The organism is Paenibacillus sp. NPDC057967, assembly GCF_042887015.1.
Taxonomy (GTDB): Bacteria; Bacillota; Bacilli; order Paenibacillales; family Paenibacillaceae; genus Pristimantibacillus.
Genome location: NZ_JBHVQB010000005.1, coordinates 336,161 through 361,506, shown reverse-complemented (window position 1 = coordinate 361,506; position 25,346 = coordinate 336,161). Strand labels below are relative to the sequence as shown.

21 protein-coding genes, 1 pseudogene and 1 riboswitch are annotated in these 25,346 nt (G+C 54.8%); of the genes and pseudogenes, 2 read left to right on the top strand and 20 right to left on the bottom strand.

Annotated elements, in window-relative coordinates:
- Nucleotides 1-40 precede the first annotated feature (40 nt).
- The 12 genes from ACFVSO_RS15290 to ACFVSO_RS15235 form a co-directional block, all read right to left on the bottom strand.
- Entirely contained in the window at nt 41-883 is an 843-nt protein-coding gene (locus ACFVSO_RS15290; RefSeq protein ID WP_387474956.1) for a phosphodiester glycosidase family protein, read from the bottom strand.
- 157 nt (nt 884-1,040) lie between these two features.
- A complete protein-coding gene (locus ACFVSO_RS15285) occupies nt 1,041-2,822 on the bottom strand; it encodes a copper amine oxidase N-terminal domain-containing protein (RefSeq protein WP_387474954.1) in 1,782 nt (593 codons plus the stop codon).
- Between the two features lie 211 nt (nt 2,823-3,033).
- Nucleotides 3,034-3,747 carry an adenosylcobinamide amidohydrolase gene (locus ACFVSO_RS15280; protein WP_387474952.1) on the bottom strand — a complete coding sequence of 238 codons (714 nt, stop codon included), beginning with the start codon at nt 3,745-3,747 and terminating at the stop codon, nt 3,034-3,036.
- Complete coding sequence (locus ACFVSO_RS15275; protein ID WP_387474950.1) at nt 3,728-5,392, bottom strand: cobyric acid synthase; 1,665 nt, start codon at nt 5,390-5,392, stop codon at nt 3,728-3,730. Before ACFVSO_RS15275 ends, ACFVSO_RS15280 begins: the two co-directional genes overlap by 20 nt.
- A 3-nt stretch (nt 5,393-5,395) precedes the next feature.
- Nucleotides 5,396-6,496, bottom strand: coding sequence for a threonine-phosphate decarboxylase CobD (gene cobD, locus ACFVSO_RS15270; RefSeq protein WP_387474948.1), 1,101 nt, complete (start codon nt 6,494-6,496; stop codon nt 5,396-5,398).
- Nucleotides 6,497-6,612: 116 nt separating this feature from the next.
- Nucleotides 6,613-7,419, bottom strand: a complete 807-nt coding sequence (cobS, locus tag ACFVSO_RS15265; protein WP_387474946.1) for an adenosylcobinamide-GDP ribazoletransferase — start codon at nt 7,417-7,419, stop codon at nt 6,613-6,615.
- On the bottom strand, nt 7,407-8,387 hold the full coding sequence (gene cbiB, locus ACFVSO_RS15260; protein WP_387474944.1) for an adenosylcobinamide-phosphate synthase CbiB: 981 nt from the start codon (nt 8,385-8,387) through the stop codon (nt 7,407-7,409). The genes cobS and cbiB overlap by 13 nt, the downstream gene beginning before the upstream one ends.
- The gene (locus ACFVSO_RS15255; RefSeq protein ID WP_387474942.1) at nt 8,384-8,992 is read right to left on the bottom strand and encodes a bifunctional adenosylcobinamide kinase/adenosylcobinamide-phosphate guanylyltransferase; all 609 of its coding nucleotides are present in this window, start codon (nt 8,990-8,992) and stop codon (nt 8,384-8,386) included. Before ACFVSO_RS15255 ends, cbiB begins: the two co-directional genes overlap by 4 nt.
- A 15-nt stretch (nt 8,993-9,007) precedes the next feature.
- Complete coding sequence (gene cobT, locus ACFVSO_RS15250) at nt 9,008-10,075, bottom strand: nicotinate-nucleotide--dimethylbenzimidazole phosphoribosyltransferase (RefSeq protein ID WP_387474940.1); 1,068 nt, start codon at nt 10,073-10,075, stop codon at nt 9,008-9,010.
- A gap of 183 nt (nt 10,076-10,258) precedes the next feature.
- On the bottom strand, nt 10,259-11,041 hold the full coding sequence (locus tag ACFVSO_RS15245; RefSeq protein WP_387474938.1) for an ABC transporter ATP-binding protein: 783 nt from the start codon (nt 11,039-11,041) through the stop codon (nt 10,259-10,261).
- Nucleotides 11,038-12,081 carry a FecCD family ABC transporter permease gene (locus tag ACFVSO_RS15240; RefSeq protein ID WP_387474936.1) on the bottom strand — a complete coding sequence of 348 codons (1,044 nt, stop codon included), beginning with the start codon at nt 12,079-12,081 and terminating at the stop codon, nt 11,038-11,040. The genes ACFVSO_RS15245 and ACFVSO_RS15240 overlap by 4 nt, the downstream gene beginning before the upstream one ends.
- Nucleotides 12,082-13,098, bottom strand: a complete 1,017-nt coding sequence (locus ACFVSO_RS15235; protein WP_387474934.1) for an ABC transporter substrate-binding protein — start codon at nt 13,096-13,098, stop codon at nt 12,082-12,084. It abuts the gene before it with no gap.
- A 177-nt stretch (nt 13,099-13,275) separates the two neighbouring features.
- A riboswitch (cobalamin riboswitch) is annotated at nt 13,276-13,493 on the bottom strand.
- Nucleotides 13,494-13,781: 288 nt separating this feature from the next.
- Between ACFVSO_RS15235 and ACFVSO_RS15230 the strand changes: the two genes are divergently transcribed.
- Nucleotides 13,782-14,264: a FixH family protein gene (locus ACFVSO_RS15230; RefSeq protein ID WP_387474932.1), complete on the top strand. Its 483-nt coding sequence runs from the start codon at nt 13,782-13,784 to the stop codon at nt 14,262-14,264.
- A 160-nt stretch (nt 14,265-14,424) separates the two neighbouring features.
- On the opposite strand, the gene ACFVSO_RS15225 is transcribed toward ACFVSO_RS15230, so the two are convergent.
- From ACFVSO_RS15225 to ACFVSO_RS15195, 7 genes and pseudogenes are all read right to left on the bottom strand, one after another.
- The gene (locus ACFVSO_RS15225) at nt 14,425-15,111 is read right to left on the bottom strand and encodes a sulfite exporter TauE/SafE family protein (RefSeq protein WP_387474930.1); all 687 of its coding nucleotides are present in this window, start codon (nt 15,109-15,111) and stop codon (nt 14,425-14,427) included.
- Complete coding sequence (locus tag ACFVSO_RS15220) at nt 15,111-17,363, bottom strand: heavy metal translocating P-type ATPase (RefSeq protein ID WP_387474928.1); 2,253 nt, start codon at nt 17,361-17,363, stop codon at nt 15,111-15,113. Before ACFVSO_RS15220 ends, ACFVSO_RS15225 begins: the two co-directional genes overlap by 1 nt.
- 122 nt (nt 17,364-17,485) lie before the next feature.
- A complete protein-coding gene (locus ACFVSO_RS15215; protein WP_387474926.1) occupies nt 17,486-18,805 on the bottom strand; it encodes a deoxyguanosinetriphosphate triphosphohydrolase family protein in 1,320 nt (439 codons plus the stop codon).
- 146 nt (nt 18,806-18,951) lie between these two features.
- A pseudogene (locus tag ACFVSO_RS15210) lies at nt 18,952-19,071 on the bottom strand (aromatic ring-hydroxylating dioxygenase subunit alpha); the annotation flags it as partial.
- A 274-nt stretch (nt 19,072-19,345) separates the two neighbouring features.
- Nucleotides 19,346-20,254: an FAD binding domain-containing protein gene (locus ACFVSO_RS15205; protein WP_387474924.1), complete on the bottom strand. Its 909-nt coding sequence runs from the start codon at nt 20,252-20,254 to the stop codon at nt 19,346-19,348.
- Between the two features lie 255 nt (nt 20,255-20,509).
- Entirely contained in the window at nt 20,510-21,019 is a 510-nt protein-coding gene (gene uraD / locus ACFVSO_RS15200; RefSeq protein WP_387474922.1) for a 2-oxo-4-hydroxy-4-carboxy-5-ureidoimidazoline decarboxylase, read from the bottom strand.
- A complete protein-coding gene (locus ACFVSO_RS15195; RefSeq protein ID WP_387474920.1) occupies nt 20,991-22,202 on the bottom strand; it encodes an aminotransferase class V-fold PLP-dependent enzyme in 1,212 nt (403 codons plus the stop codon). Before ACFVSO_RS15195 ends, uraD begins: the two co-directional genes overlap by 29 nt.
- 248 nt (nt 22,203-22,450) lie before the next feature.
- On the opposite strand from ACFVSO_RS15195, the gene ACFVSO_RS15190 reads away from it, so the two are divergent.
- Nucleotides 22,451-24,097 carry a PucR family transcriptional regulator gene (locus ACFVSO_RS15190; RefSeq protein WP_387474918.1) on the top strand — a complete coding sequence of 549 codons (1,647 nt, stop codon included), beginning with the start codon at nt 22,451-22,453 and terminating at the stop codon, nt 24,095-24,097.
- Here ACFVSO_RS15190 and add read toward each other — a convergent pair.
- Complete coding sequence (gene add / locus ACFVSO_RS15185; protein WP_387474916.1) at nt 24,090-25,124, bottom strand: adenosine deaminase; 1,035 nt, start codon at nt 25,122-25,124, stop codon at nt 24,090-24,092. The two genes, ACFVSO_RS15190 and add, sit on opposite strands and share 8 nt — an antisense overlap.
- Between the last annotated feature and the right edge of the window lie 222 nt (nt 25,125-25,346).

The following is a 25,346-nucleotide window of genomic DNA, read 5'->3' as shown; positions in this document are numbered from 1 at the left end:
TCCCGATTCCTCCAACCTTCCAGCTATTTCCTTGATGAACCTATTTTATGATCCGCAGCATTTGCAGAACGGGACGAGTATCCCCGGCAAGCTTCATCTCCTTGCTCAGCAATTGAGATGAACCATCCCCGTCCAAGAAGATGCCGTCCACAAGCCGTCCAGCGCCGATCGTGCCGAGAATCGCCGTTCTGAATTCATGCAGCGTGCCGCCTGTCTCGCTCACAATGAGGTACAGCATGCCTGCGTCATCGTATACGGCAGCGGAGCGCAGACGCTGCTCATCCGGGAACGGCGTGTTCTCTGCCACCGTCTGACTCACCCAGCCGGCGTCATCCCCCAGGCTCATGCTGATGCCGCCCTGCGCCCAGAATCGGGTATGATCCTTGACCTTTACTTCAGAATCCGTTGATACCACTTGTACGGAGAGCGAATCGGCGGCGCCGTCCCAGACCAGCGTCCCTCTCGCATACTTCATATTTTCTCCGCCGCTTCCGTACGCATTGACCGCTCCATTGACAGAACGGCCGTTGACGATCCCCATGCTGATCAAAGTGTCGCCGTAGAAGAAACCGCCATTGATGCCAACCTTGTTTGTCAGCGTCACATTCTCGCGTACCACATCAAGCGTGACAAATGCAGGCTTCGTCACGAGCGCATGGAGCTTCATACCGTTCGCAGCTTCGGCGTATTCATAACGGTATTGGGTAATGGCTTCCAGCGGCGCATCGGCTCCCGGCGATCTGTTACTTAGAGAGCTGTACAAGATCATGAATAGAATACCGGCAAATAGCAAAATGCCTCCGATAATGCCGATTACCAATGTCATTTGCTTTTTGGTCAGCCGTTCTGCTTGCCCTTGGCCTGCGCCGGAATTCGTACTCATGTCCTGACATCCTCTCCCCATCGTCCGAATCTATTAAGCATTATATTTTACCGCTTTCACAGGCGGTTTGTCTACTTTATAGCGTCTATTCCCCCTGTTTCCCCTCACAAAAACAAACATCGCTGCTCCTAAGGGAAGCAACGATGCTTGCGAACGCTTATTGAGCCCGATCGTCAAGCGGATAGAAGATCAGGTTGATCGGGAACGCCGATCCGGCCGGAGGACTGAACTCAATGTCCAGACTCGCTTCCTTGCCCGTTGTTTTATGCAAAATAATCATGCCGTCGAATGCGGTCAGTACGCCCGATGCGGGCACCTTGACCAACTCTCCGTTTATTTTGAACGGCCCTTTGAACGGACCGCCTTTGGCCAGAATCATAATCGCCATCTTCCGCGGCTTGTCGGAGTGAATCTTGTACACGGTGCCGTAATTGCCGTTTAGTAAAGCTTCTGTTCCGCGCTGAGGATCATAGCCCTTCTGGAAGGCATCCGTCTTGCCGTCGCCGATCACCAGCTTCATCGGCTTCTTGAACGTATTCGCCGTCAGGTCGAGTCCCCAATCGAAGCCCGCAATCTGGAATGTGCCGCGAATATGCCCGGTGAACGGCAGCTTCGGCATATCCAGAATCGCATTCGATACTTTGTCCGAAGCGGCGAAAGTAAACTGCACTTCGCCGTCAGTCTCCACATCGTACATTAGATTGACGCCCGATCCGGGGTAGAAGTCCGGGAATTGCTTGTAGACGAAGGTGCTGCCCGCCGGAATGGTCATCGTCTCTTCCACCGTATCATCCATCAGATAATCGACCATAGCTTCGCTGCCAATCAGATGCGCATAGATGGACGGATACACCTCGCCTTTATTCGTGGTGCGTATCGTGACCGGCTTATCGGACTTGTTGGTAGCCATAATTGCGAAGCTCACTGTCTTGTCCGTGCCGTTCAGATGGTCGGCGTACAATCTGCCCTTGCCGTTAATGCTGTCCTGATACAGGATGCCAAGCTCGCGGAACGTTTCCGGGCTGTCGCTCATGAGCAGCGTACGCGATTTGTCCTCCGTCACCTTTTTCGGAACATCCGGCAAGTTGAAGTAATTGTTGTACAGCGTACTCCAGTTGGTAGTGATATAACTGCCAGCCGGCTTGGTATAGATCGGATATTCCGCTTCGCTCAGATACACCTCGTTCGTTACCTCAACATTACGCGTGAACGGCTTGCTCTTATGCCCCATCTTGTCCGTTGCAACAAGCGTGACGGGATAAGTTCCAGCTTTGAAGAACACGTCTTCCTTGCCTGTCCACTCCAGCTTCACCCCTTCTGCATCGGGATCATAGCTGAGATTCACATATTTGATCGGCTCGCCGATGCGGTAAGTCTGCTTGCCCAGCGCGAACTTTGCGATAGGCGCAGAATTGTTCAATTCAGGGTTATAATTGCCCTCCGGCTTATTCACGTGGATGACATCAATGCGGCGAAGCTCTTCATTGTACGTATATGTAGCGCCCATATAATCCGACAGCCAGGTCAGCTTGATCATCAGCCTGCCATTCAGCAGCATCGCCACATCGTCGAAGGGATAGGCGAGTCCGTTCACCCAAGCTTGCTTGTTCACGGTATCCAGCAAGATCTCATGCGTTGGCGTAACCATGAGCACGGTGCGGGTCTTCTCTTGCCACTCCACCTTCATGCCGAAGGCGTCGCCGAGAAACTTGGCTGGCACATAGCTTCTGCCCTTGCGCGCGACCGCCGGCGAATCCAGCGTCACTTGTTGTCCGTTGAGGAAGGCTTCCTTGTTGTCCAGATAGAACACAACGTAAGTCGTTCCTGAAGTAATCGGCGTCTCTCCGGCAGACGCATGGCTGATCGGTGCGGTCATTAACATGGCGGAGAGAATTAATGCAGCCGCTTTAACTTTTTTGCTCCTTCTAGGTTGCAGCATTCAGTCACAACTCCTCAATCTAGTAAAATAGGATAGCTTGCCGGTCTGCGCCAGGCTCAAGCCCACACCTATAGACGCTCAACAATTGGAAAAGTTGCAACTTAATTTCACACTACTCATGTAATCCTTGGCATTTCCCAAGTTAACCTGTTCTTTCAATCTTCCAATTGCCGATCCTCTATCCTATCAGCCTTGCCCCATTCAGGCCGGTTTAGACCTCATGCTGGGTAGCTCCGGCCTCCAGCACCGTCTCATAGACCGCTTCGCCGATCGCACAGCCGATTGTCGTAGCCGCTCCGGCATAGGCATGAACGGCATCCCCCCACTCCGCAGACTGGCTTGCACCGATTGCAATGGCATCCGTAGTCGTCCCGGTCGCAGACTGCCCGTTAGCCGCTTCCCGAATATCCAGCCGCTGCAGCGCTGCCGTCTTCGCTTCCGTGGCAGTAATTACCGCGTTCACCATGGCGGATTCCGTCATTCTAGCATCAAGCAGCAGGATCGTATTAATCGTCCCCGGCGCATAGGCGGAATACGTCTCCCGCTTCAGCCCTGCCCGAGCCGCATTGCGAGTCCCTACGGTCGTTATGCACAGCAATCGGAACCGGTCTCCTGTCATCTCCGTCACGGAAGCATGAGTCAGCTTGGCCGCTGTCAGGAAGCCTACCGTCGAATTCGGGCGAAACCCCCAATCCCCGCATCTGTGCTTAAAATCGGAGACGGGATCGTCGCAGCGGTAGTCCAGCGGTACCTTCCAATTGACAAAACCGTCTGCCATAGAGAATCCGCCAGGCCAGATTGCACTGCTTAACGTATAGCAGATATGAGGAAGCCTCACTTCAATCCTGTCTTCCTTAAGTTCTGCCGCCAAGCCGTTCCAGCAGCGGGAGGCATACCGGGTATCATTACGAAAGGGCTGCGTCATCCGGCTTCTCCTCCCTTAACCCCGCAATAGCGTAAATGCGGGGAAGATCCAAGTGAGCCCTCGCCGTATCCGCCAGCCGGTCGAAAGCCGCTTCGCGCCTCTCGCGGAACCGAACGACTTCTGGCATAGCGGCCCAGCCCTTATCTGCTCTTGCTTCGTTCAGCCATGCTCTCCGGAAGCTGTCATTATGAAGAATACCGTGCATAAATGTGCCCCAGACTTTGCCGTCCTGCGTGGATATGCCCTCCGGCCGGAAGGCTTCGCCGACAGTAGAGGCTTGTCCATCGTGTATTTCATGGATGAGGAATGGCCTCAGCAGATCCGGGCTGCCTGGAATCATTTGACCCATATGAATCTCATAACCGTCGATCGGACAGCTCTCGCCGCTTCCTCCCAGCCGCGCAGTCCCCTCCACTCGCACGGTTGTTTTGATGGGCTGGAATTCGATATTGAACGGAAACAGCCCGAGTCCCGGGCATTCCGGCTGCTTTGACTCTACGCCATACGGGTCTAGCAGTCGCTCTCCCAGCATTTCGTAGCCGCCGCATATGGCGGCGACCCTTCCACCGTTTCGAATATGATCCAAGACAAGCTCAGCAAGCCCTTGCTCCCGCAGCCAAGCCAGATCGGCAATCGTATTTTTGCTGCCGGGCAACAGGACCAGATCAGGCGCCCCCCAATCATGAGCGTGCTCGACGAAACGCACGTCTGTGTCCGGTTCCGCAAAAAGCGGATCGACATCGGTAAAGTTGGATATACGGGGAAGCTTGATCACGATGATATCCAGCCTCTCCGCCCCCCCTTGAAGGTCGGTGTTTGATGTCAGAGTCGCCGGACGGCGTTGATCCGCAGCCCTAGTACCGCTGAGCGACAGCGAGTCCTCGTCCTCCAGCTCCAGTCCCGGCAAATACGGGAGGACGCCAAGCACAGGCTTGCCCGTCCTCTCCTCCAGCCAATCCAGACCCGGCTGCAGCAGCGCGACATCCCCGCGGAATTTGTTAATGACAAATCCGCATACACGATCCCGCTCGAGAGGCTCCAGCAGCTCCAGAGTCCCGACTATCGATGCAAATACGCCGCCGCGATCAATATCCGCTGCGAGCACGACAGGCGCATCAGCCCATGCCGCCATGTTCATATTGACGATGTCCCGGTCCTTCAGATTAATTTCCGCCGGGCTGCCCGCGCCCTCCAGCACCACAATATCGTATGACTCTCGCAGTATGCGCAGCGATTCCCGGGCAATCCCTCCCGCTATAGGAAGATAGCGTTCGCGATATTCCCGGGCCTCATAATCTCTGAGAGGCTTGCCATGAACGACCACCTGTGACGACATCTCGCCTGTAGGTTTGAGCAGAATAGGGTTCATATCTGTCGTCGCGGCAATGCCGCAAGCATCGGCTTGCATGCCTTGAGCGCGTCCAATCTCTTTGCCGTCCCAAGTGACATAGGAGTTAAGGGACATATTTTGCGATTTGAACGGAGCCGTCCGATAGCCGTCTTGAGTGAAGATCCTGCATAAGGCGGCCGTAATCAGGCTCTTGCCGACATCGGAGGCCGTCCCTTGGATCATCAGCGTTTTGCCCATCACCGTTTTACGATCCGTAATCATACTGTGCTCTGGCCCAGCTTCATTCCCCTTCATAAGCTATTTGCCCTCCTGTTCCGACATCGACATGCTAGTCCTCAGCGCATCAACCAACCGCGCGTTCTGCTCGCGCAGCTTCACCGCAACGCGAATATATCGCCCATTCAGTCCCGGAAAGTGCGAGCCGTCACGGATAAGCACGCCTTTTGCCCCCATTGCGCGTTGAAGCTCTGCCGAACTCAGGCCGCAGCCATCCGGCAATCGCAGCAGCAGATAGTTCGTCTCGCCCGGATACACGCGGAATCCAAGCGCTTCAAGCTCACGGGACAGCCAAGGTCTCTCCTCCTGCAGCCAGCGCAAGGAAGCTTGGGCGAACGCCTCATCGCCGAGTACAGCCTCACCGATCGATTGGGCGAGCGAATTGACACTCCAAGGCACCTGCAATCTGCTCAGCTCAGCAAGCGAGTCCGGATGTCCGATGATATAGCCGAGCCGGATGCCCGGAATCGAATAAAACTTCGTCATGGAACGGACGACGTACAAATTGCGGTTTTGCGCCGCCTCCCGGACCAGGCTATAGCGCTCTTCCTCCGGCACAAAATCCATAAATGCTTCATCCACCACAACCGTGGCGCCGCTATCCAACAGCTCGTATACCCGAGCAGGCTCGATGAGCGCGCCAGTCGGATTATTCGGAGAACCCACCATATACAGCTTCGCATTGGAGCGCTTCAGCGACTCCTCTACCCATCGCTTATTCAATCGAAATTGCTCTGTCTCATAGAGCGGCCCTTCGTACAGCGCTGCTCCCGTCTTGCGGATCGCATCTCCATATTCCGAAAAACACGGAACGGCGACCGCAGCCGCTTCAGGGCGGGTCGCTCTCACAACAAGATCGATCAGTTCGGCGGCTCCGTTGCCGATCAAGATGGCACCCTCTTCAATTGCGTGTCTTTGCGACAGCATGGTACAGAGCCTTCTTGCGACAGGGTCCGGGTATCTGTCGATTAAAGCTGTATACTGTGCCAATACTTCGCGGACCGCATCAGGCGGGCCTAGCGGGTTCATGTTGGAGCTGTAATCCAGGAACGAGGAGGAAGGCAGCCCGAAGCATTCCTCCGCCGTTCTCAGATCCCCGCCATGTCCATAACGTTCAAGCATAGCTTCTCTCTCCTTCTGCCTGTTTGGTAGCAACCATCCATTTCTGCTTAATTCGATACGCAATAAACCTCACTGTTGTTCACAAAAGGCGGATGACATGCCTGGCTTCAGCTCGGTTAATAAGCCCAAATAACAACTGCCGCCAGCATGGCAAGCTCTACTGCCTCATTCATCGCGCCGTATGTATCCCCCGTCAAACCGCCAAGCTTCCGATTAAGCCAGACGGACATCACTCCGCCTGTAAGTAGAGTAAGGATGCAGCCGGCTCCAGCAATTAGCATGGCTTCAATTAAATTAATGTTATTAATCATTAATGAAGTAAATGAAATAACAAAAGCCAATACGACTGCAATCAGCGCATAGACCAGCTTAACGCTGTGGAATAACCGTCCGATCCCCTCGTTCGGTCGAGCAGGCTTCCATCCAGCAATGGCGACGCCCATCCAAGCGCGGCTCCATACCGCACTCATGACAAGAATGGTCGGAATCGCTACATGTCCGCTATACTCGCCGCCCATTAACCAGGCGATTAACGAAGACTTTAAGAGCAGCAAAAGAACAGCCGCAATGACGCCCATGGCGCCAACCCGGCTGTCCTTCATAATCTCAAGCATTCTCTCTCTCGACCGATGGCTGAGCACTCCGTCAGCCGTATCCATCCAGCCGTCCAGATGCAGCCCTCCGCTTAAGCCAATCCAGACCGCAAGCAGTACAATTGCGGACGGCCAAGGAGGAAGAACATGCGGCAGCGCCCAAGACGCAGCAGCCAGACATAAGCCGATAGCGGCCCCGGCTAACGGGAAATAGGCGATGCTTCTCGTCAAAACCGGACGTTCGAACGGCACTTCGACCGGAACCGGAATTCTGGTCAAAAATTGAAAGGCGGCCACAACCGCTTGCCTATGCAGTTTTACAAGAGACATAACCATGCCACTCCCATTCCCGCCAGCGCCAATACGCTGACTGCATATAAGATATGTATCGAAGCCCGTATATCCCGCGGCTCCAGCTCACGGGTTTTCCAGCCCATGCGAGCTCTCTCGCTCGCTACGCCAAAGTATCGGTTGACCCCGCCGAGCTGAATGCCGATCGCTCCCGCTACCGCGGATTCCGGTATCCCGCTATTGGGGCTGGGATGTAGGGAAGCGAACGCTCGAATCGACCGCCAGCTGTGGCCTGGCTTCATCCCCGGCAGCAAGGCAGCTGCCGCAACCATGAGGATGCCGGTCAGCCGAGCCGGGATATAATTCAGCACATCATCAAGCCGGGCAGAGCATCGGCCAAAGTAGATATACGTTTCGTTACGATACCCCACCATAGAATCGAGCGTATTGACAGACCGGTACAGCATTGCAAGCGGAGCGCCTCCGATCAGCGCGAACAGCAGCGGCGACAGGAAGGCGTCTACCGTATTTTCAGCTACTGTCTCGATCGTCGCTCTGGCTGCCTCCGGCTCGCTTAAGCCATCGGTATCCCTGCCCACAATATAGCCGACGTAACGGCGCGCCTCTTCCAGATTGCCCCCTGTCAACGGCATATACACCAGCATCGCCGCATCCTTCAGCCCTTTGACTGCCAGCGTTGTCGAGATGAACCACGCGGACACCGCATACCCCAACCATGTATGGACAGCATCCGCAGTCCATACGATCAGCGTCATGACTCCCCAGCTGACTATGATCGTAATTAGCGTCAGAAGGCATCCGCGAAGCTTGGCCGCAAATGGCGATGCAGACATATCCTTCGGATACAACAGGCGTTCCAACCCTTTGATGAGCCGTCCAATCCAAATGACGGGATGAGTAGGCCACTTGGGGTCGCCTATTATCCAATCGATGACAACGGCTGCCATCGCAAGCAGCAGCAGCTCTTGCACACTATAGAAGATCACAGCTCGTCCCACCGGAATGCGATTGCCTTCAGCTCGACGGGAATACCCGCCGTAACCAGAAAGACGCGGTCGCATATCTCAGCCAGCCGCTGGTTCAGCCTGCCGGCTTCATCACGGAATCGGCGGCCTAGCGAATATTCCGGCACGATTCCGTCTCCTACCTCATTCGTAACAAGCAGAAGCGGATACGGATAGCTTCGAACGGCTTCAATGAATGCGTCCGTCTGACGGGCGAGCCGGTCAGCCCCACCCTGTTCTTCCTCCGAATGCAGAAGCCAGTTGGTGAGCCATAGGGTTATACAATCAAGAAGCACAGGCGGTGCCGTCCAGGGCCTGCCTTCAGCTGCGGCCTCACGGCTTTCATCCGCAAAGTCCAAGGCAAGCTTGCGAAGCAAGGCTGCGGCCTCCAGCGGCTCCTCCTTCGTCTCCCAACGGAAGCCAGAAGCTTCACGATCCCGCATATGCAGGCGAATACGTTCCTTCATCTCCTCATCGTAAGGCTGGCAAGTGGCAATATAGACGCCATGGGTTCCAAGCCTGGCTGCGTATTGTTCCGCGAAGCGGCTTTTGCCGCTGCGCGCGCCGCCTGTAATCAGTATAGCCATGAGCCTTCCTCCCGGTTATGACTTCGATATTCCCGCACTGTCAAAGGTCGCCATCTCCTGCATAAGAAGAAGCGAAGCATCCAGCAGATGGAAGCCGAGTACCGCTCCCGTGCCTTCGCCCAGCCTCATCTCCAGATGAATGAGCGGAGACAAGCCGATCGCCTCCATAAGCCTGGAATGGCCCAGCTCATGCGACAAGTGGGAAGCCAGCATATACGGAACCGTGCGCGGCGACAGCCTGGAAGCGACAAGCGCCGCCGTCGTGGAAATATAGCCGTCTATCACGACCGGACAACGATTCGCTGCCGATCCGATTATAACGCCGACAAGACCGGCAATTTCCGCGCCGCCTACCTTGGCGAGAACATCTAGTGGATCGCCGGGATTCGGCTGATTCAGCTCGATTGCGCGCTTAACCACTTCAACCTTATGGGCGAGCACACCGTCATTAATGCCAGTGCCGCGGCCAACGGTCAGCTCGGGTGAAAGGTCCGCAAGGACAGATGTGATAGCAGCGCTCGCTGTCGTATTGCCGATGCCCATCTCCCCTGTTGCAAACAATCGCGTTCCCTTCGCGATTTGTGCCTGGGTGACAGCAATGCCGGTCATAATGGCTTCAACGGCTTCCGACCGGGTCATCGCGGCTTCCTTCGCCATATTCCGGGTACCCCATACGACTTTGCGGCTTTCGAGATTATCATGCTTGAGCTCGGCTGCGACACCGATATCCACGCATACCACCTCTGCCCCTGCCTGGCGCGCCAGAACATTGACAGCAGCGCCGCCACTCAAGAAATTATGAACCATCTGCGGCGTAACCGCTTGCGGGAAAGCGCTGACGCCCTCCTCGCATACGCCGTGATCAGCGGCCATCACTATGACCGCCCGCTTGGACAAATCCGGCCATAGCTCGCCTGTCGCTCCTGCGAGCTGAGCCGCAATCGCCTCCAGCTTGCCAAGGCTGCCCGGCGGCTTCGTCAATTGATCGGAATGAAGCTCCGCCCGGCGGGCCGCTTCTTCATCGAAAGCCGGAATCGCGCTCAGGACTGCAAAGAGACGCTCCTCAAGTTCGGTATTGTTCATGCTTATGACTTCCCCCTCAACTGGCTGATCTATTTCCGTTTGCCGTTTTCGCTAGACTAAGCTAACTCCCGCATAGGCAACACTGGCCGCATACTTACGCGTGTTGCTTCTAAACCAGAACCGCTTTAATTGATATACATGGATTCATATCAGCTAAGCCTGAATAACATCTCTGGCACAGCTTTACTCTGATCCCGGCTGCAATATTAATTGCGGCACTCCCGTTGCGGGATGCTTGATGAGGGTCGTTTTCGCTCCATACAGCCGTTCAATCACGACTGGCTGCAGCACCTCTTCAGGCGTTCCCTCCGCCGTAATCCGTCCCTTGTGCAAGGCGATGAGCTTATCGCAATATAAGGAGGCCAGATTCAAGTCATGCAATACGGCGATAACAAGAAGGCCTTTACGCTTCTGCCATGCCTTCACTGTGTCCAGCAGCTCGATCTGATAGCCGATATCGAGATAGGTAGTCGGCTCATCCAGGAGCAGGATCTCCGGCTGCTGGGTCATCAGCTTCGCCAACGCCACACGCTGGCGTTCTCCGCCGCTTAGCTGATGCAGCTTGCGGCTTTGAAGGTCGACTAACCCCATTGCATGGAGCGCCCCGTCTATAATAGACTCGGGATCCTCCTGCTCTCCGCCAAGCCAGTTCTGGTGGGGGAATCTCCCCATAGCCACCACTTCACGTACCGTAAATCCAACTGGCGGCAACCCGCCTTGCTGCAAGACAGCAAGCCTTCGGGCCAGTGTCTTCCCCGGCATATCGGATAGCGGAATGCCGTCAAGCGTGACCGTCCCCGAGCTTGGCGCATCCGAGCCGGACAAGATATGGAGCAGTGTCGATTTGCCAACGCCATTGGGACCAATAATGCCATAGATGCGATTTCGTTCGAACGTAGCCGATATCGCCTCCAGCACAGACGCTCCTTGTATAAGAGCGCCGACTTGCTTGGCAACCAGACTCAAGATTTAGCCCCTCCTTCCACCTTCATCCTGCGGTGCAGCAAATAGGCGAAGAACGGAGCGCCGATTAGCGCCGTTACGACTCCAAGCGGCAATTCTTTGGGGCTGAGCACATTGCGTGCCAGCGTATCCGCCCATAACATAAATATCCCGCCCCCAATGCCTGCAAGCGGAATAATAAGCCGATAATCCGGCCCTACAATCAGGCGAATGAGATGCGGCACCACGAGACCTACGAATCCGATAACACCGGACACCGACACAGCCGCAGCTGTAAGCAGCGTAGATATGATCATGACAATCAGCTTGGTCCGCTCCACCTTAACCCCCAGATGGGAGGCATGCCTCTCACCAAGCGTGAACAGATTCAAGGATGGGCTGAAGTACAGCAGAATAGGCAGCGCGATGACCAGGAATGGAATCATCATATATACATGCTCCCAGCTTCTATGAGCCAGCGAGCCCATAATCCAGAACAGGATCTGGTTGACGACCCCTTGCGACATCGACACCATGAGCGATACGAACGCACCGAGGAACGATTGAATAATGACGCCGGACAAAATAATCGTCTCGATCTGCATGACGCCCCTGCTGCGTGATAGCCAGATCACCGCAAGCAAGGTTAGAATCCCCGTAGTGAAGGCGACCACCGGTATCGTCCAGAGGCCAAGCGCAAGCTGCATGCCTGTCAAAATAATAAACGCAGCCCCGACAGAGCTGCCCGATGCAACGCCAAGCGTATAGGGATCGGCTAGCGGATTACGGAGCACTCCTTGAAATCCTGCTCCCGCCAGCGCAAGACAAGCGCCAACCAACACATCCAGCCATATCCGCGAAAGCCGCACCTGCGTCACGATCGCAATTTCCCCGCTTGTCCATTTGTCGGCGGGATCAGGCATTCCCGGAAGCTGGTGAATCAATATGCCCCATACATCCACAAAGGACAATCCTGCGGAGCCGATAGACAGGCTAGCTATCATAGAAACAGCAAGAAGGAGCAAAGCTGCTCCTCCATACGTTATTCCTTTTATTCGCAACATTTATTTGACAAGCTCAGGATGGATCGCTTTCGCAAGCTCAAGCAGTCCGTCCGCCAGTCGAGGACCAACGCGCACAAGCGGATCGTTGGTTACGGCGAACATTTGATTGTTCTTCACCGCATCGATTGCTTCCCAGCCGGGACGCGTCTCGATACCTGCGACGATGGAGCTCTTCTCCTCTCCGAAATCAGGGTAAATAATCAGCTGCGGATTTTGCGTAATGACTTCTTCGCCATTAACTTCGAACCAGCCAGGCTGCGCCGCAGAGATGTTAATGCCGCCAGCCAACGTCAGAAGCTCGTCCAAAAACTCTCCCGAACCAACTGTCCAGCCAGGCGAAAACTCCAGGTAAACCTTTTTCTTCTCTGCGTCTTTAACCGCAGTCGTCACTTGCTCTTTCACTTCGCGCATATGATCCGCAACTTCTGCGGCTCCAGCTTGCATATTCATAATTTTACCGATTTCCTCTACTTTGGCAACTACTTCATCGTAGGTTTTCGGATTTGTGGCGTAGACATTCAGTCCAAGCTCGCGCAGCTTCGCAATGGCATCGACATTCATGGAAGAAGAAGCCAGGATCAAATCGGGATTAAGCGCAGTCACAGCCTCAATATTCGTGGTCATATCGCCGATCTTGGCGATGGACGCTGCTTCCTCCGGATAGTTGCTCCACTCGTCGACGCCTACCACTTGTGCGCCTGCACCGATCGCGAATATCGTTTCGGTTTCGCTTGGCACCAGCGTAACGATAGCGCTTGGCGCTTTTTCGAACGTAATGGCTGTGCCTGTGGCGTCGGTTACCTCATACGGATAGGTCGTCTGACTGGCTTCCTCTGATGGTTCCGGCGTTGCTTCCGGGCTTGGGGATGCCGATGCGCCCTGTTCGGTCTGGTTATTGCTGTTGACTGCGCCCTTGTCTGTATCTGTGGTCGCACCGCATGCCGCCAACACTACCATCATCATAATGAGCAGCAGGCTTACGGCTGTTTTCATTTTTGTCCAAGACATTACCTTCATTTTCTCATTCACTCCTGTATCAGATCGTCATTTTTATTGCAGAATTGCTTCTGCATCTTGCATTTGGACACAAAAAAAAGCATCCCCGGCCCCTGTGCCGGAAACGCCCGTGTCAATCGCCGCGATACGCGCAGCGAAACATGCCTCTCCAACACCTCCCTAAGTCCACGTAGGTAACAGCGTTCATACAAAAAGGCAGGTCTCCTGGCTCGGATTGTCGCATGCCGCGTCTTCCCGAGCTGATCGCTCAGTGACGTACTACGGCTGCGTTGGCACACACGAATCGCGGATTCGTGTTCATGCCCTCCTTACAGTGGCGGGTCCGCGCCGGAATTGCACCGGCTTCCCTATTAAGCTTTTGCGACACACAGGCGAACATCAAGCTTGTCCGCTGTGGTTGACATGCTGCGCCTCGCAAAGCACCTCATTGCTTTCAACTATTAAAATATCAGTAGTTACTATACACTTCCCGCCCGCAATTGTCCATCCATTTGCGCGATCACACTGACATTCGGCCAAGCTCAGCAAGGCATAAACCGCTCATCTTCCGACATAGGTAATGTATAACGGGCAGCCAACGATCTAGTGTTCGAACCTCCTTATGCGACCATATGTTCATCGGGCAACTTCGGATTACTTGTTCTACAGATGTATGATTGCTCATCGTATAAGGAGGCATCAAGATGACCAAAGCTGTAAATTCGTCGGATCACACATCCCCTTCCAGCCGCAGAAGCTGGATTTCCTGGACATTATTCTTCGTGACAGGGATAGCCGTGGTTGCAATGATCGTGCTCATGCTCAGGCCTCAGGCTATCTCTGCGGATGCCGCCATTACCGTACACAGCTATAACGGCGGACAATTGGAATGGAATATTGTCGATTATCCCGCCACCGTCCTCGCCAGCAACACCTTTCAGTTAAAAATGAGCGATGCTTCGGGTAACCCGCTACAGGGAGCGCAGCTCGATATCAAGCTGGAGATGATTAGCATGGTCTGCGGCGATTTCGATTTCTCCTTAACCGAGACGGCGCCAGGCCTATACTCTGGCGAAGGGGTGCCGTTAATGCCTGGTCTATGGAAAGCTTCGCTGACCATCGACGGCGACCGAGACGCCATCGTAACCCGAACGCTAAAAGCGGTCTATTTAAGCTTGCCATTTTAGGCGTTTTCAGCGAATTGGCGTGCCACGCAACCTTATTTCACCATTTTCACTCGTTATGAGCAATTAAAAATGTCACACAACACTATTTTACCAGTGTCGCCGTTTCCGCACGATTAAGCGTGTCACACAACACTATCTCACCAACCGAGCCTATCATGAACTACCATAGCCACGGCGATACGGACGGGATGATTCCATTCGCGGCAAGTCCTCTTAGAATCGAGATCAGGCCGACGGCGACGGCTGTCACGACGCCGGCTCGACGCATGAAACGCCGCCAATGTTTGTTGGCCAACGCAGCAATTGAAGCGGCAAACACAAGGGCTGGCATAGTCGCAAGGCCAAACAAAGCCATCACGACCGCCCCCTCCGCCAATGAGCCGGTAGCCGCAGCATTCATGCTCATCGCATAGGTCAAGCCGCAAGGCAGGAAGCCGAATGCAAAGCCCGTTGCCAGCAAGTGAGCCGTCTCTTTGCGCTCGGAGACACGTACGCCGGAAGCCAGCTCCTGATGAAGCCTCCCTGACAAGCGGTTCAGGAACGGGATCTGCACTTTCCGCCATAGCCATAGCAGGACGAAGCAGCCGCCAATAATGGAAGCAAGCCCTCTGATCCCCGCGAATCTGCCGGCGACATCGACAAACGAGCCAACCGCCCCCATAGCAGCCCCTAGCAGCGAATAGGAAACGATCCGACCCGCGTTATAAAGCAGCATCGATCGTCTGGCAGAAGCAGCCGACTGCAGCGATACAGCCGATACGATGCCGCCGCACATACCGATGCAATGAGGAGCGCTGAACAATCCCGTCAACATTATGAGGCCAATTCCGTTCAGGCTGAGCGACATTAGCGGTTCCTCTCCGCAGACCGTTCCATGCGAGGTCCTAGCCGAAGCGCATTGGCAACGACCGATACAGAGCTGAGCGCCATCGCTGTACCCGCCATCCACGGCTGCAGATAGCCGATAGCCGCAAAGGGAATAATGACGGCATTATAACAGAGCGCAAATACGAGATTTTGCCGGATATTCCTTATCGCCAGTCGGCTAAGGCGGATCGCCTCCGTAATCGCCTGCAGCCTGGAGAAGATAAGCGTGATATGCCCCGCATTAAGGGCGCCGTAAGTGCCGTTTCCCATCGCAATGCCCACATCGGCTGCAGCCAGCGCAGGCGCATCGTTCCATCCGTCGCCTGCCATCGCGACCCGCTTGCCTCCCCGCTTAAGCTGCTCCACGAGCGCCAGCTTGCTCTCCGGCAGCATGGAAGCATGGACTTCTTTAACGCCGAGCGCTTTGGCGACGGCATTCGCGGGAGCTGCATGGTCGCCTGTCGCGACGATCGGCTGGACGCCCAGGCGCTTAAGCTCTCTTGCCATCTGAGCGGCGTCGCTCTTGAGCCGATCTCTGAATCCCATTACGCCTGCACAAGCCCCCCCTTCCATAACGTAAACGACTGTCTCTCCATGCGCCTCCCGCTCCGATGCCTGCCGCCTTGCTTCTGGCGATATTTCAAGTCCAAGACTCTCGACATAATTGGCATTGCCGATCACCGTATGTACACCGCGTATCCATCCCAGTGCGCCTCCTCCCGCCGCATAAGCGATTCGCTCCGCATCAGGCGTAACAAGCCCAATTCTTCCCGCTTCATCCCTTATAGCGTCCGCTAATGGATGCGAAGATTCTGACTCCAGCGCAACCGCCAATCGAAGAAGAGATGAACGGCCAAGCCCGATCGGACCGACAAAGCTGACCTTTGGCTTGCCTTCGGTCAGCGTGCCTGTTTTGTCCAGTACAAGCGTATGAATCGAGGCCAGCCGCTCCACCGCGCCCGCTTCCTTGGCGACAATGCCCCGCTTGGCGAGCCGCCCTGATGCAATAACTAGCGAGATCGGCGCGGCAAGACCAAGCGCGCACGGACAGGCCGCCAATAGGACAGCTATGGCGCATAACGCCGCTTTACTCCAGTTGCCCGGCTCGATGGCAAGCCCCCATATGGCCAAGGTCAAGACCGCGGCGATCAGCATGGCGGGGACAAACCAGCTGGCGACGGCGTCTACTTGCGATTGCAGCGAAGACTTCGCCCGCTGGCCTTGATGAACAAGCTCCTGGATACGGCTAAGCAAGGTTTCGTGACCAGCCGCTCCCGTAACAACCGTCAGCTTGCCGGAGCCGTTGCGCGTCCCTGCCCACACGCCGTCTCCCGATCGTTTGGCGACGGCAGCGCTCTCGCCCGTCAGCAGCGATTCGTCCAGCGTCGACTCGCCATGCTGGATCATTCCATCTACAGGTACGAATTCCCCTTCACCCACATGGACGATATCCCCTTTGCGCACATATTCGGTTCGCAGAGAAGTGACCGTCCCGCCTCGCTCGACAAGCGCCGACTGCACCCGCAGCTCATCAAAGCCGATCGACTCCCGTTGAGCCTTTAATGAGGCGGATGTTTCAATATATTTGCCCAGCAATATCGCCGTCATCACGACAGCGGACGTCTCGAAGTACAGAGGCGACCCATGCGTCCCGCCATCGAACAACCCGTCTCGAAAAACGACATAATGGCTATACAAATAGGCTGCCGTCGTCCCGATCACCACTAATACATCCATATTGGCGCTCCGCTGCCTGACCGCATAATAGGCGCCAAAGTAAAACGGCATCCCGATCACAAACTGAACAATCGTCGCAAGCGCGAGCTGCAGCCAAGGCAAAAACAGAATATCCGGCAGCAGTTCGGCAACCGGCTGCAACCCCGGCAGATGCGTCGCCATGCCGGCCATTAGCGGCAACGTTAGCAGGATCGCCGCAATAAGCCGAAGACGAAGCCAACTCCGCTCCCGGTGCAGCCCCTCGCTTGCGCTTTCGTTCAGCTTGGCGCTGAATCCGAGCTGTCCCACCTTCTCCGCTAGCCGCTCCTTCGTGACTTGACCGCCGCTCACCTGCACCCACGCAGTACGCAGCGGAAAGCTCACCGCCGCCTCCGTTACGCCTTCCATCCGACTGAGTGTCTTCTCGATTCTGGCTGCACATGCCGCGCAGCTCATCCCCTGTATCGTAAAATCCAGCTCCTGGCTATATCCATTCCGATTACCCGTATCCATCATGGCCACTTAACCTCCAATCAGCGAAAAACCCCGAACGTCTGCGACGCCGGGGCCTGTACCGCCGCCTTACACTATATGAGCGCAAGACGGATTGCATGATTGGAATCTATAGATAGCGCTTCTTAATCCCGCTCGTAGATCGAACCGGAACGGCTTGCGAATAATTCGGTATACACTTTCTCAGCATAAGCGTCCGTCATGCCGGCAATATAGTCAGCGACAACCCGCTCCCATGGCCATTCGCCCTTCTGGTTGTCATAGCTTTCCACCCAATCCGGCGGCAAGAGCAATCTGCCCGTATCGTATTGCTCCAGACTGTCCCATAGCCGGATAAGCATGTTTTCGCTGCGCTTCTGCAGCCGCTGCACCCGAAAATCTTTGATCAGCGTCACCCAAGCAAGCTTCTTCAAAATTTCCATCGTACGCAGCAGTTCCAAATCCTCGGCGCCTTCCTTAACGAACGTCACGCGTTTCCAGCCGGTCTTCGGGTCGTCGATAATACCGACGCCGCTCGCGAACTTGCTCACCCATCTGGCCTTCATCTCCCGGCGTGTGCGGGAAGTCTCTCGTCCGTACTGGACGAAGATTGATTTCCACTCGCGATAATAGCTCTCCAGCACCCGGCGCACCATCGCCTTCAGATTCGTGCTCTCCCACTGTACCGCCGCTATACTAGCTGGGTCATCCAGGATTTCCCGCACGACTCCTTCTACCAAATGATCATCCTCGACAAACTCCTCAGTCAAGAGGATCTTGCCAGCGCGAATACCATCTTCGATATCATGGGTGGAATAGGCAATGTCATCACAAAGATCCATAAGCTGCGCCTCCAGCGTACTGCAGCCTGCCGGCATCCCCCATAGATCCCGCAAATATTCGATGCCCTTCCATTCCATCGGGTAGACACCCTTCATCCGACCGGGCTCATCCATATTATACGGATATTTGTTGATCGCCAGCAGGACGGCAGCCGTCAGATCCAATCCTCGTTCACTGCCAGCCCGCTTCTCCAGAAACATAAGGATGCGGAAGTTTTGCGCATTGCCCTCATATGGCACGCCATACCGGTCCCTCAAAATCCGATCCAGCACCTCCTCGCCCTTATGCCCGAACGGCGGATGCCCCAGATCATGCGCAAGCGCCGCACATTCCACAACCTCGGGTACGAGCTTCAATCCGGGATGCTCATTATTCGCTAGAAACGGATACGTCTTGCCGAGTCTGCGAGCAACCTCTCTTGCTATCTGAGACACTTCGAGAGAATGGGTCAGCCTCGTCCGGTAATAATCCCCGGAGCCCGCGCCGAATACTTGCGACTTACCCTGCAGCCGCCGGAAAGCCGGCGATTGGATGAGCCTCGCGTAATCCTTTTCGTATTCGTCCCGATCCTCGCTCGATGGCGTATGATCTGGTTCGTGGAATCTAATTTTTCGTATATTCATAACAATCACCTATCCTGAAGTTGATTTGCGTGCGTACGAGCCTTGATGTCCTGTCTTGATCCCGCAGGATTTTAAGTCCCCCGCATTTGAAAAGAAAGCGGCGCGTACCGGAAGAAGTTCCGGCAACGCGACGCTTTTGGCACACCTTATAATGTTCCGAATGTCACGCCGAATTCCAGCAGCATTCTGCGATTGGCTGTACTGTGCCGGCCGCACTTGCAATGAAATTCCGCCTGCAGATCAAGCGGCAGCAGCTCTGGCTTCTGGCACCGGCTGCTTGCTCATCGAATCGCTGACGCTTATCCATATCATACCATAAACCTTAAGGCATGCATAAGCAGCAACTCGTGTATTCGCATTCTCCACCGGGATAGGCGGGACTTCAATAAGCGAAAGGGCCTATGCCGCTTCCGCCCAGGAATCGTCGACTAAGGCAGTGATTGCATTGCCGACGTAACGATCTATGTCCTCACATAGGACAGACTGATCCGGCTGGATAATGCCGAGCCGATTCAGTCCGAGAACCTGCCCTGTGGTGGATTACTTCCGCTTTATCATCTTCCATAGCTGTGCAGAGATCAGATTCGCGGTAGCCTCCTTCCGGTAAGCCGAACCTGCGAACAGATTCTCCGCCGCCATGTATTGTCCTTTAATCGCTTCATGGATTAACCCAAGCATATGGTCGCTAAGGGTCGTTCCGTTTATCGTCCGCTCCGCCTCCATCTGCCGGTCTGGCAGGGCCGTGCCGCCTTCCGCCAATATGTGCGGCTCAGTAATGCGCACGTCCTCAGCTATCTTGCCTTGCGCGGCAACCGTCTCAAGCGATGGGATGAACACTTCCCGCCGGCCTACTATTTCATAAAAGGCGAACATCTCTTCCTGCGCACGGTCCGTATCGCGTTCACTAACGACCGGAATCTCCACTCTCACGAGCAAATCACCCGGCTCGCGCGCGCCTCCCTTTCCTTGAATCCAGTCCAGAATGGGACAGCGGCTCCAGCCCCTCCCGCGAAAGATGACCAATTGGGCATTCATTGCCATGAGCGCCGGCACCGCATCCCCGACAAGGCTGGATACATGGCCGCCGATCGTAGCCAGATGACGGAAGGCTGGCTCCGCAATCTGGTCAATTGCGGTGACCAGCAGCTCGCCGTGCCGCTTCAGCAGCGGATGCCGGCGGCATTCGTTCAGCGCTGCACCCGCGCCAATGCTGACAGCCCCGTCCGACAACCGGAGGTTATGCAGCTCCGGAATGCCGAGCAGGCTGATCAGATGTTTCCGCTCCGGTCTGATGCCGTTATGCCTCTGCATGCGAAGCAGCGTGCCGCCAGCTGCGTAGCTGGAGTTCTCCCCGAAGCTCCGCTTCAGCCGCCAAGCCTCTTCCACGCTTCCGGGCTGCCATACACTCGCAAACCCCGCATCCTTGCATTCTGCCAATTCCATCGCCATAGCGCATCCTTCTCCCCTGTCTTAAGTGGTCTAGAACCACTGCTTTCTCATAAGGCACACCCCGTACCTTGAACTCCGAAGCAGACATGTTGCGCTCGCCAACCGGCAGCCAACCATACCAGAATGATTAAGATAAGATCCCAGGTCAGCATTTTCATATAAAGGCTCGACCACGACATGGACGACGGGTAGAACGCTAGCCGTATGAAGCACATGCGTCGTCAGTCTACCGCCCATCCTTATTTCCCCCGCCCGCTAGCCAATAACGGAGTCCTCCTCCACATGTGCAAGTCGGAATGCCGCCATTTTGCATACTTCCAGCAAGGCGTGCCTTTTCTCTTGTTCCGCTGTATTCATCATCCGCTTCTGCAAGGAATCAGCTACCATATCGGCCGTCAGCCCTTTCACAGCCATAATAAACGGAAACCCGAACCTCTCCCGATATACGGTATTCATGCGCTGGAAAATATACGCCTCATCACGCTCCAAGCGATCCAGCCCGCCACGTTGCTCATCCGTTGGAGCTGCTGTCATTCTCAGCTTCGCACCCATCTCAGGATGTGCCCTAAGCAATTGAAGCTGCAAAGACTCCTCGGCTTCCATCACAATTACCGCCATCGACGCCAGCAGCTCTTGCCGCGTTCGAAATGGCCTGCAATGCCATGCCTTCTCAGCTACCCATGGCGAGCAATCAAATAAACGCCCGTATCGCTCTACAAATGCCGCCTGTTCGCCGTTACTCCAATTCGCATGCCGCTTCACCATGTATCATTCCTCCTATATCCATCATGCTCCGTCCCGGCTCTCTTCCATATCGTTCAGTCGCCGCCTGCACCGCGCTCCCGCGCGTGAAGCGGAATCCCGCCCCCAGCAGCTCCGTCTCCAGCACGGCGAGCAGCTCCAGAACGCGGCATCTATCCGCCTGCTTCCCTATTGCCGCAATCGACCAGTAAGCGTTGGAGTGACGCCGTTCAATCTGATCCAGCCTGAATCCCCGCACTTCTTGCAGCCTGCGTGAAATCTCTTTGCCATCCACGCCTCTCGGCACCCATGCACAAGCCGCATACGGAAGCTTGCTCTCCGTATCCATTGCCGGAAGAAGCCCCATCGCATGCATGCCTTGTTCCAAAGCTTCGGCATGAAGCCTCTCCTCTGCAACCTGACCGTTACGTCTGCCATCATCCATCCATTGTTGAAGTGCCGACTCCGCAGAGGCATGTTGTTCTCCAAATGATGCGGGGTATCGCTTGGCGTTCCTCCAGTCTTCGCATAGCTGAAGAAACGGACTATCTCCCCATCGGCGATGCAGCTGCTTTGCCAGTATACGATCGTTGTATGATACGATCGTCGTTCCTTGCGTGACGTCGGAATCGGCTCCGATCGATCCGAAAGCCGCATCCAGATGCCATTCCTCCGATCGGATCGGCATTCGACCAGCTGTTGCCGTACAATCGGCGACAATACGTATGTCGAGCTCACCGCACAGCTTGCCGATTCGATCAAGCGGCTGGCATCGCCCCGTCACCCATTCACCGTGGGCAACTGCCAAAAGGGATGGCCTGTGCTTCCTCAGCTCCCGCTCTATATCGTCGGAATCGAACGGCTCTCCCCAGCTCTGCTCTATTAGAATGACATCAGCTTCCAGCCGTTCGGATAGATCCGCCATTCGCCTCCCAAGCGGGCCGTTCACCAGTACGAGCACCGACTCGCTAGGGCGAATCAAGCTGATCAGTAATGCCTCCATCGCGTCGCCTACCGTTCCTGCAATGGGATGAGACCAGCCGAACCGCCTCTGGAACAATTCCGAGGCCAGGCGCTCCTCCGGGTATACCGGACTAATCGTCGCGCAGCCTTCAGCATAGGACCCTATCGCTCGCAGTCTTCCAAAGCCGGTTATCGAATAAGCGGCTTGCTTCCTTAGCGGCTCGGATTGTTTTGCACGATCCAACCCTACTCCCCCTCGCCTGATCGCTCTACGATATCCCGATCAGAAGTTATATAAATGTTATGTTATATCACATAAATGTGTTTGAAACTATCATATGATGCTTAATATCGATTGTCATTGTTTAAGATCACTAAAAAATAAGAAGCTATTCGTGCAAAATAACTAACAGGAAGAAAAAAAGCTATTCACTTTCGCATCCAAATCCCGTATATTATGTTATATAACCTTACATAGAGAGGCGATGAATCATGCTGTTAAAGGATCTTATTCAAATTCCGGCACTACAAAACGCACGGCTCACTGCAGGCGCCGAGGGGCTGAACCGGAGCGTAAACTCGGTTAATATAATGGATGTGCCGGATACCAATCGTTTGCTGAAGCCGAACGAATTGCTGCTGACCACTGATTATGCGTTGAAAGGCCATCCCGAATCATTGGATACGCTAGTTTCCCATATGGCCCAGACCGGATGCGCAGGGCTCGCCATTAAGACAAACCGGTTTCTCGAAGAGATTCCCTCCTCCGTCCTCGCAGAAGCGAACCGGCTCCAATTCCCGCTGCTGGAGCTGCCGCTCGATTATTCGCTTGGAGAAGTGCTGAACGGTGCGCTAAGCAGCATCCTTCAGAACAAGACGGAAGAGCTCAGCTATGCGCTTGATACCCACCATACCTTCTTCAATCTCATCCTGAATGGAGAAGGGCTGTCAGAGATCGTCGACAAGCTGGCTCAATTGATCGCAAACCCCGTCGTCATCCTCGGCTCCAAGCTGGAGCTGATCAGTCTGTCCTCTACAGTCAAGCCCAATATTCATCTTCTGAACAAATGGATTTCGCAGGCCGCCAAGCAGCAGCTTGCACCGGGCGTCTATCCCATCATGAACGCACTGCCATCGGATGGCGCATGTTATGTCTTCCTTCAACCCATACCGACGCCGCAACGTCCGGGCTATATTATCGCTTTTTCCAAAGAGGGGGTCATGCGCAAGCTGCATGCGTTGGCGCTGGAACAGGCTGCGCATGTGCTAGGCTTTGAATTATTAAAGACGCAGGCGGTCAAGGACAGGGCCCGCAGGTTCAAGATCGAGTTTTTTACGGAGCTGATTCAAGGAGAAATGGCTTCCGAGCAGGAAATAATCCATCGGGGCAAGCAATATGGCCTCTTCCCGGCGGAATCGATGTTATGCGTCGTATGCGGAAGGGATACCGACGAAGGAACTGTCGCTGGCCAAGATCATGCAGAGGCTGAACGGAGAGCGAGAGAAAACGATTCTCTCTATCATTCGCTAACGAAAGAATTCGGGAGGCTGGGCATGCCATTTGTCTTGTTCACCTTGAAGGACAAATGCATAGCCCTGTTGTCCGCCAAGGAGCTCCTTGGCTCTTCGGCGGACGGGAAGCTGAGATTATCGCAGCTGTTGGCGGGGATATCCGAGAGGTTGTCCGGTGAGGAGGACATAAGCTTGTCGTACGGAATAAGCGCTCCGATCAATAAGCTTGCTGATATCCCAAACGCCTACAAGCAGGCTCTGGACGCTTACCGGTTGGGCAGAAGCCATAACAAGCAGCGGTTTGTCCAGTATTATCATACGAAGGAATTTACCGACTTGTTAAGACAGATTCCAGTGGATGATTTACAAAAATTTTTACAGGAAACGTTCGAGACATGGAGCGGTATTGATGAGAGCGAGCAGCGCGAGTGGCGCAAGACGCTTCGCGTCTTTTACGATAATCAATGCCATATCGGCGAGACGGCAAAAGGGCTCTATATTCATCGCAATACCGTGCTGTACCGCTTGAACCGGATTGAACAGCAGACCGGCTTGCAGGTTCGAAATCCGTCAGATAGCTTGCGCATCCGCATCGCGCTTTTGATTAAAGACGACTTGGCTATCTAACCTCAGACTGCCAGAGCGCAAGCTGCTGATCGAACCGAGCGAGAAAATCCCTTTTCTCCTCGCCTTGAAGGAATGCGGCCTCTGCTCCGTTCTGCGCAATTCGGGCAATCTCTGCTTCAGAGAAGCTCAGCTCAGCATGAAGCAGCTCGTATTCTTTCGTAATTGTTGTATGGGATACCGTCAAATTGTCGGTATTGACGGTGACCGGGATGCCGAGATCAAAATATTCCCTGATGGGGTATGTCGACAAATCCTCGACCGCTTTGGTCTGCAAGTTGCTGATGGGGCATAGCTCCAGCGGAATGCGCTCGCGCCTGATCAGCTCCACTACGGCGGCATCCTCTCTCATCCGTACGCCATGGCCGATCCGATCTGCGCCAAGCAGCTCGACAGCTGTACGAACACTGACCGCCCCGGCTGCCTCGCCTGCATGAATGGTGATCGGAAGGCTGCGCTCACGGGCCATGGCGAATATATCCCGGTAAAGCTCAGCCGGATATGCCGCCTCCGCACCTGCCAAATCAACGGCAACAACACCTCTGCCCAAAAATAACGAAGCCGCCCGAATCACCTCGCGATTCAGCTCTTCCGAATGCCCCCGGAGGCAAATGGCGATACAGCGCGCCGTCACGCCGAAATCTCGTTCGCCTTGCTGCAATCCCCTCACCACGCACTGAATGGCATCCTCTACCGTCATTCCCAGCTTCCGATGAAGCTGGGGCGCAAATCGCACCTCGATATACATGCAGCGATGAGCAGAGGCTTGCTCTACCACCTCGTAGGCTGTACGCTCCAGCGAAAATGGCGTATGAAGAAACTGTCCGACAAAGTGGAATTTGTTCAAGTATTCAATCAGGCTTTTGCATTCACCCTCTACCCGCATATACGGGAGCAGCAGCTCCGGCTCCTCGACAGGCAGCCTCTCGCCAATCTCGCGAGCAAAATCCATAATCGCAGCCGGCTTCACGCTTCCGTCCAGATGCAAGTGCAGATCCACTTTCGGCAAGGTTAGCATCCGATTCGTCATGATAGAGACCTCCTCCATATTTGCAAATGCCGCCAGGCTTTATATAGACCGGATGCATAAACGAGCATTTTGACATTTGAATTGAACCTTACTATATACCGCGAGCCAGGATGATGTAAACAAAATTAACATAAAGTCCATACATCCTTATTTTGGGCATGCGAAGCCTTTCATAAACGTAAAAAAAACGGGATCTGGCTTCATTCGCCTTCTCCCGTTCCT

Bases quoted from the DNA above. Each gene is read 5' to 3' on its own strand.
- cobS (WP_387474946.1), bottom strand. From the start codon at position 7,419: ATGTCTCTTGTAAAACTGCATAGGCAAGCGGTTGTGGCCGCCTTTCAA.
- ACFVSO_RS15285 (WP_387474954.1), bottom strand. From the start codon at position 2,822: ATGCTGCAACCTAGAAGGAGCAAAAAAGTTAAAGCGGCTGCATTAATT.
- ACFVSO_RS15240 (WP_387474936.1), bottom strand. From the start codon at position 12,081: ATGTTGCGAATAAAAGGAATAACGTATGGAGGAGCAGCTTTGCTCCTT.
- ACFVSO_RS15235 (WP_387474934.1), bottom strand. From the start codon at position 13,098: ATGAAGGTAATGTCTTGGACAAAAATGAAAACAGCCGTAAGCCTGCTG.
- ACFVSO_RS15280 (WP_387474952.1), bottom strand. From the start codon at position 3,747: ATGACGCAGCCCTTTCGTAATGATACCCGGTATGCCTCCCGCTGCTGG.
- ACFVSO_RS15230 (WP_387474932.1), top strand. From the start codon at position 13,782: ATGACCAAAGCTGTAAATTCGTCGGATCACACATCCCCTTCCAGCCGC.
- ACFVSO_RS15220 (WP_387474928.1), bottom strand. From the start codon at position 17,363: ATGATGGATACGGGTAATCGGAATGGATATAGCCAGGAGCTGGATTTT.
- uraD (WP_387474922.1), bottom strand. From the start codon at position 21,019: ATGGTGAAGCGGCATGCGAATTGGAGTAACGGCGAACAGGCGGCATTT.
- ACFVSO_RS15205 (WP_387474924.1), bottom strand. From the start codon at position 20,254: ATGGCGATGGAATTGGCAGAATGCAAGGATGCGGGGTTTGCGAGTGTA.
- ACFVSO_RS15275 (WP_387474950.1), bottom strand. From the start codon at position 5,392: ATGAAGGGGAATGAAGCTGGGCCAGAGCACAGTATGATTACGGATCGT.
- cobD (WP_387474948.1), bottom strand. From the start codon at position 6,496: ATGCTTGAACGTTATGGACATGGCGGGGATCTGAGAACGGCGGAGGAA.
- cobT (WP_387474940.1), bottom strand. From the start codon at position 10,075: ATGAACAATACCGAACTTGAGGAGCGTCTCTTTGCAGTCCTGAGCGCG.
- ACFVSO_RS15255 (WP_387474942.1), bottom strand. From the start codon at position 8,992: ATGGCTATACTGATTACAGGCGGCGCGCGCAGCGGCAAAAGCCGCTTC.
- ACFVSO_RS15215 (WP_387474926.1), bottom strand. From the start codon at position 18,805: ATGAATATACGAAAAATTAGATTCCACGAACCAGATCATACGCCATCG.
- ACFVSO_RS15190 (WP_387474918.1), top strand. From the start codon at position 22,451: ATGCTGTTAAAGGATCTTATTCAAATTCCGGCACTACAAAACGCACGG.
- ACFVSO_RS15225 (WP_387474930.1), bottom strand. From the start codon at position 15,111: ATGTCGCTCAGCCTGAACGGAATTGGCCTCATAATGTTGACGGGATTG.
- ACFVSO_RS15290 (WP_387474956.1), bottom strand. From the start codon at position 883: ATGAGTACGAATTCCGGCGCAGGCCAAGGGCAAGCAGAACGGCTGACC.
- add (WP_387474916.1), bottom strand. From the start codon at position 25,124: ATGACGAATCGGATGCTAACCTTGCCGAAAGTGGATCTGCACTTGCAT.